Source organism: Vibrio sp. A1-b2 (genome assembly GCF_021726015.1).
GTDB lineage: Bacteria > Pseudomonadota > Gammaproteobacteria > Enterobacterales > Vibrionaceae > Vibrio > Vibrio diazotrophicus.
The window spans coordinates 89,507-96,317 of record NZ_JAKKCI010000012.1 but is presented as its reverse complement, the minus strand read 5'-3'; the positions used below and the strand labels follow the sequence as shown (position 1 = coordinate 96,317).

The 6,811-nt window shown below is 43.3% G+C and carries 3 protein-coding genes; 1 reads left to right on the top strand and 2 read right to left on the bottom strand.

What is annotated here, in order from left to right:
* The coding region (locus tag L3V23_RS19075) for a tandem-95 repeat protein (RefSeq protein WP_237292777.1) at window positions 1-4,847 on the top strand (4,847 nt) is incomplete at its 5' end.
* 63 nt (window positions 4,848-4,910) lie between these two features.
* On the opposite strand, the gene L3V23_RS19070 is transcribed toward L3V23_RS19075, so the two are convergent.
* Complete coding sequence (locus L3V23_RS19070) at window positions 4,911-5,468, bottom strand: DUF1415 family protein (protein WP_102967005.1); 558 nt, start codon at window positions 5,466-5,468, stop codon at window positions 4,911-4,913.
* Between the two features lie 43 nt (window positions 5,469-5,511).
* Window positions 5,512-6,729 (bottom strand): MFS transporter, encoded by a 1,218-nt coding sequence (locus L3V23_RS19065; protein WP_102967006.1) that lies wholly within the window; start codon window positions 6,727-6,729, stop codon window positions 5,512-5,514.
* Window positions 6,730-6,811 lie beyond the last annotated feature (82 nt).

Genomic DNA, 6,811 nt, shown 5'->3' with positions numbered 1-6,811 from the left:
TTGATGTTAAACACGGCACGGTGATCGTGGACGCCGAAGGTAACGTAACGTTCAAACCGGATGCAAACTACCACGGTAACACCAGCTTCAGTTATAACGTGGCCGATGCGGATGGTGACACGGATACGGCTAATGTGAAAGTGGTTGTCACTCCTGTCAACGACGACCCGGTGGCGAAGAACGACGCCATCAGCACCAACGAAGACACAGCGGTCAGCATCAATGTGTTGGCGAACGACACCGATGTGGACGGCGACACGCTGAGTATTTATGAGGCGAAAGTGTCGGAGAGCAGTGCGGTAAGCGGCACGGTGGAGATTGTCAATGGCGAGCTGAAATTCACGCCAGCGGCGAACGCCCACGGTGTGGCGACAATCGAATACACCGTCAGTGACGGTCAAGGCGGTTTTGACACGGCCACGGTGGCAGTGACGGTCAACCCGGTGAACGACGCGCCTATAGCAGTAGACGACATCTACTCATCTTCTCAAGAAACAGTATTGTTTACTGAATCTTTTGAGGAAATGGTTTCGCTGTCATCCGGTCGTTGGACAATTCTGTCCAACGAGGAATTAGAAGCAACCAGTGCATGGCAGTCAAGCCGTGGTTTAGAAATTCAAACTGATGGTGTGGTAACTAATGCTAGTGATGGCAACTATTATGCAGAGCTGGATGCTAATGTTAATACTTCAATAAAGACAACAATTGATACCACTGGACAAGACAGTGTTCGAGTAGAGTTTGACTACAACCCTCGTCATGATGGTAATTCGTCTTCAAATATGACATTTGCTGTTGGAACAGTTTTAGTATTTGTTTCTGCTGACGGTACTGTTAGTGCATCTCATGATGGAGTTTCTGTTGCAATCCAGGGACCAGATAATAATGGTTGGTACCATATCAGCGGAACTTTTCCAATATCGGAAGATGGTAGTACAGATTTGATTCTATCCGGTTCAGGTAAAAGTGATAGCTATGGTGCACTGGTAGATAATATTGTTGTAACTGGTGTTATAGATGCTGATCTAGTGACAACTGAGGACACAGCTTTAACGATTGATGTCGCTGAATTGTTAGCAAATGACTCTGACCCAGATGGTGATGCGATATCGATTACATCGGTTTCAGCGACTTCTGAACATAACGGTACGGTCACTTTAGTGAACGGCACTATTGTTTATCAGCCAAACAGTAATTTTAGTGGTGTAGATAGCTTTGCCTACACAATAAGTGACGGTAAGGGAGGTGTTGATACAGCCACTGTTACAGTAAATGTTACTCCTGAAAACGATCCTCCAGTAGCTGAAGATGATAAAGGTACTGTAACGGAGGGGCAATCTTCGGTTGTAGGTAATGTGCTAGATAATGATACAGATGTTGACACACCACACGAAGAACTAAAGGTTACCTCCGTCAATTACAAAGGTGTTGACTACTTAGTAGATGATAGCAATGGGGTTCAGATTACAACTCCTTCTGGTGTGCTTTCTATTTATCATGACGGTAGCTACACATTTGAAGCAAACGCCTATTCAGACAACAATGATAGCAACGATAACGGTAGTACAGGTTCTATCGATAACATCATGATGTATGGCGTTAGCAGTAGTAATCAGTCAACCATTGAAGAATATATCGCTGATCTAGAAAGCCAAGAAAGCAACACCAATTCAAATGGTTCAGGAACAGGCGTTGGTGAAGGAAACGAAAGTAAGCTTAGTGAAGGTGAATCATTAATTGTTGATCTTAAAGGTTCAGCGACTGCCGTTACTTTATCTCTAAGTGAGGTGAAACAATCAGAAATTACTATTTCTGTTTATGACTCTGAAGGTAAATTACTAAAGAATGGTGAGGATTATACCTACACATTAAGTAGTCAAGGGTCAAAGACCACTGCTGCAATCGAATCTGAAGAGGGCGATATTGGTTACGTTGTACTCGGTGTACACGACAGCAAAAATGGAAAAGACTTCTATAGATTCGATGGTATTTCCTCTGTGACCTATGCGGATACTGACGATGATGATTCCGATCCTAAGACCAGCTTTGAAGAACAATTCACATACACAGTAGAAGATGGTGATGGTGGCAGTGACACAGCAACGCTAACCATTAACGGTGAATATCCAGTTGATGATGCGCCTGTTATTACATTCGAAAGCGGTCAAGATAGTGTAGTCGTCTCGGAAGAAGGCTTGTCTGCTCTGAATGCTAACCCAGATTCTGAAGGTACTCCTGACACAACTAACGATTCTATTGCTAAAGGTACATTTTCTGTAAGTGATGTTGACACAGATAGTAGCGATCTGTCGGTCTCTCTGACTGCTCCAGATGTGGCTTTATACTCCAACAATGTCGCCATTGAATGGTCAACTGAAAATGGAAATCTAGTCGGTAAAGCTGGTAATGAAACCATACTGGTAATCAGCCTATCTCAGGATTCTTCGAATCCTAGTTCATACAGCTACACTGTCACTTTGTTGGGTTCATTAGATCACGCAGATAAAACAGCAGAAGATACGTTGTCTTTTGATGTTGGTGTAGAAGTTTCTGATGGTACAAATACTGTCAAAGATTCTATTACAGTGACAGTAGAAGACGATTCTCCAGACGTTCCAGTAAATATCGTTGTCGATGCAGTTGAACATAATGAAACAACAACGGTTTCTTTGGGAGACTTCAACTTTACTCAACGACCAAATGATTCAGGTTGTCACAGCAATAATGCCTACACCTTTATTGATACAAACTCAGGGAACTCAGTCTTTGTATATGCAGTCGGCTTGCTTGGAACTCATCATGAAGAGTTAACCTTCTCCAATGACAGTGGTATGGGAGTCAAATCGTCATCAGTCTTTGGAATCATTAACGACAGAACTGATGGTGAAATCGATTATCAGTATGGTAATTCAGAAAAGATAGTCATGGAGTTGGGTAACAAAGTCGCCTATGGAATGCAGGTGAGTTTGGCTGAGTTCTACTCCAATGAGGGTGAGAAAGGTAAGATCATCTTCTTATTAGGTGGCAACGTTGTACAGGAAGAAGACCTGATTGCCACTCATGGCAATGGCAATTATTCGGCTAGCTTTAATGTTGCATCTGGTTTCGATGAAGTACGATTTGAAGCTGTGACAAACGATAATGGTTGGTGTTCAGACAACAGTGATTACTCAATTAAATCTGTGTCGTTTGAAAGTTTAATTGTCGATCCTGTAATTGCGACCGATGAAGGAACTATTACCGCTGATTTTGGGGCGGATGGCGCTGGTGTAATTACGTTAACAGGTGTAGCCGATACAAATATTAAAACGGCGGATGGTTTAACTGTAACCTTAGGGTCTACTGATGTTGTGGATGGGGTAAAAACTCAAGTCTGGGTAGATAGCCATGGCGATAAAGTTTTTGAAATTGAACTTAATTCGAGCACAGGTGAGTGGTCTTATAGACAGTTTGCTGAACTGGCAGAGGGTGATTCCGTTGAGATAACCTATGATGTCGTTGATGCAGATGGAGATATCGTATCGTCTATTTCACCAAATACCGGAACAGACAACGATTTCACATCTGGATTAAAAGGTGAGTTCTATAACGTAGGTTATCAACTTGGCACGATTGCTCAAGCTGTCTACGTAACCGAACATCAGAACGCTAACGCTACGTTTACTTCTTCTGAAATCAGTTACATTGGTCAGGACTGGGATGATCTTGGTGATTACAATTGGTGGAATGAATCAACGAATCTCGAATCATGGTTGGGTGATGATGCTCAATCAGTAGAGTTTAAGAACAAGACAGATTCAAACGATGCTGTGGTTCGTCTTACTGGTGGTGTTGCGCTAGATGCGGGAACATATTCAATAAAAGTAAATGCAGATGACGGCTATAGAATCATCATTGATGGGCGTACTGTAGCCTCATTTGATTCGAACACGTCCGTGAGGTCTGAAGAATTTACTTTTAGTGTCGATGAAAATGGTATTCACCAAATTGAAGTTATCTATTGGGACCAAGGTGGTAGGTATGTCCTGGAGGTTTCCCTAAATGATGGTTCTGGTTATGAACTGCTTGGTAGTGAGGTATATCCAACCTATTCAGGCTATAACGTAGAAGTTACCGATTACGTTAACTTAGTCGGTATCAGTAACGATGATGACGACCTAGTTGGTACCGCGGCCAACGACCATATTCAAGGTTTAGGAGCTCAAGATCATTTGTTTGGTGGTTCTGGTGATGATTGGCTGGAAGGTGGAGAAGGTGATGATCACTTGATCGGAGGCAGTGGCAAGGACATCTTAGATGGCGGCTCAGGTCAGGATTCACTGTCAGGCGGATCTGGTGATGACAAGCTATATGGTCAGCAAGGTGATGATTCATTGTCGGGAGAGTCAGGTCGTGATTATCTAGATGGTGGGCAAGGCCAAGATTACCTCTATGGTGGTTTGGGCAATGATATTCTTGTTGGTGGGGCTGGCAATGACGTTCTCATTGGTGGCAGCGGGCATGACCAATTAACAGGTGGAGCCGGTAGCGATGTATTTGTTATAGAAGGTTCAAATAGCTCAGATACGATTATGGATTTTAACGTCCAAGAAGATATTGTTGATATTTCAGAACTTCTTAACATTGATAACTCTGGTGATCATGATGCAATCCAAGCTTATCTAGACTCAGAGAGTTCTTCATTATCCATTACCGCTAATGGAGATGGTTCCGCGACCATCAGTGTTGCTGACCAGAACAATGCTTTGCTCTCAGCAGGCAGTTTCGGTGCGGATTCACACATTGTGTCGGGTGATATCGTATCTGTTCTGTTTAACAATCAAGAGTACACTCTGAAAGTGGACTAGTCATTTAGTTAAACAAAAAGGCCGGAGTTATCTCCGGCCTTTTACATCTATCTATTCAAAAAATCAAAACAAATAAGGAAATAACTTCTTCCGTTCTTCAGGGCTGAGGTTACTTACTCGCTCAATATTGATATCCGGAATATCTTCTGGATTTGGGTAGTGCTTGAGAACCTTTTCCATGCTCTCTTCACGAATAAGGTGAAAGATTGGGTATGGCGAACGGTTAGTCAGGTTCTCAGCGTCCTCAGGATCGGTTCCTGCGAAATAGTAATCAGGATGGAAAGTCGCAACTTGGAAAATACCTTCCCAATCTTGCTGCTTGATCAGTGCTTCAACCCAATCAATAAAAAAGTTGTAGTCAACAAAGTCATTGAGCATATTCGGAACCACAACGAGAGTAGTTTCAAGCTCGCAGGGCTCTTTGGTATCTAATTCTAGTAACTGGTCTAGGATATCTTGCAGCAAGTTCTGTTCGCTAGCCGCTTCACTGACGAAAATTTTAATTTGCTTGTTGCGTTGTGGTTTGGCGGCAAAAGGGCAAAGATTTAGCCCTATTACCACGTCATTCAACCATTGATTAACTTGTTGTGTGATAGTTTTATTATCAGTTGCTGAGCTCATATTTCTGTGTCGGTGCTATTATTTGCCGCAAGCATAACACAGTTTAGTGGGTTGAATTGAGCACCACTGATTGCCCCGCTATTGGGGTGCGTGCTGTCTGGCTTAGTTTCCAACATAAGGCAAACATCAAAGCGTAGATAACCAAACCTGCTGCGGCAACCATAGTCCATCCACTGTGTTGCCAAAAATAGAGCAAGTAGAATCCACCCAAACTACCACCGATATAATAATGAGACAGATATAAAGCGGTTGCGGTCGCTTTTGCTTCGGTTGCTTTTTGACTTACCCAAGCATAAGCCAGAGTATGAGTGAAGAACGCCCCAAAGCTAATCAACATCAAGCCAATAAGCATCATAGGAATGGAATCGATAATCGCCACGATCATGCCGCTAAGACTGATAAAACCGCCAGCGACCATTCCTGAAATCGGAGAGAAGCGTCTGCTCCAGTTGGAGGTTAATTTTGAGCTCAAGGTACCGGCCAAGTAACAAACGAAGATCAGTGACGCTAAACCAATAGGCAGGTTATAAGGTTCACTCACCAGTCTGAATCCCATAACCGAATAAAGATTGACGAACAAAGCGAAGTTAGCGCCACCGATGAGCATCGCAAACCAAAGTGTTTTGTTTGAGAGGTGTTTTACCAACGCTCGATTGTGGTGGAAGAAAAGGCCGCGCTGTGGTTTGAAATTCTTCTGAACAGGTAACAGAATTAAAACCAAAACCGCACCCAGCAAAGTAAAGATAGCCGCAATAATAAGGGCTTGTTGCCAGCCCAAAGCATCGGTCAGCAAACCACCGAATATACGTCCGCTGATCCCACCTAAGGAATTCGCCGCAATATATCCGCCGATAGCTTTGCTAAATGCTTGAGGTGAAAGTTCTTCCACCATATAGGCAACGGCGACAGAGGCAAAGGCCGCCAATGCGACGCCAAGTAGTGCTCTCGCTGCAACCATTACCCAAAATTCGCCGCTGATTAACATCACTAGGCTGATAAAAGGCATTGCGAATAAACCGAGCAGCATGACTCTTCGACGTCCTATCGCTTCTGAGGTAATAGCCCAAGGCACTAAACAGACGGAAAGTGCGAACGTGGAAGCTGCAAACAGCCAGTTGATCTGCGTTTCAGATACCGCAAAGTGCTTAGCCATATAGGGAAGCATGGGTTGAAACAGATAGAGATTGCAGAATACGAGGAATGAGCCAAATGCGAGAGCAAAAGTAACTTTCTTGTACTGCGGACTTTGTAATTCGATCATAGTGCTCTCAACAAACCATTAGGTGAGTAAAACTGGAAGACGATCACAAATTATCAGTGAAAAAGAAATTAATAAAATATAT

What these genes read in the sequence shown, in the direction of transcription:
- L3V23_RS19070 (WP_102967005.1), bottom strand. Translation starts at nt 5,468, where the DNA reads ATGAGCTCAGCAACTGATAATAAAACTATCACACAACAAGTTAATCAA.
- L3V23_RS19065 (WP_102967006.1), bottom strand. Translation starts at nt 6,729, where the DNA reads ATGATCGAATTACAAAGTCCGCAGTACAAGAAAGTTACTTTTGCTCTC.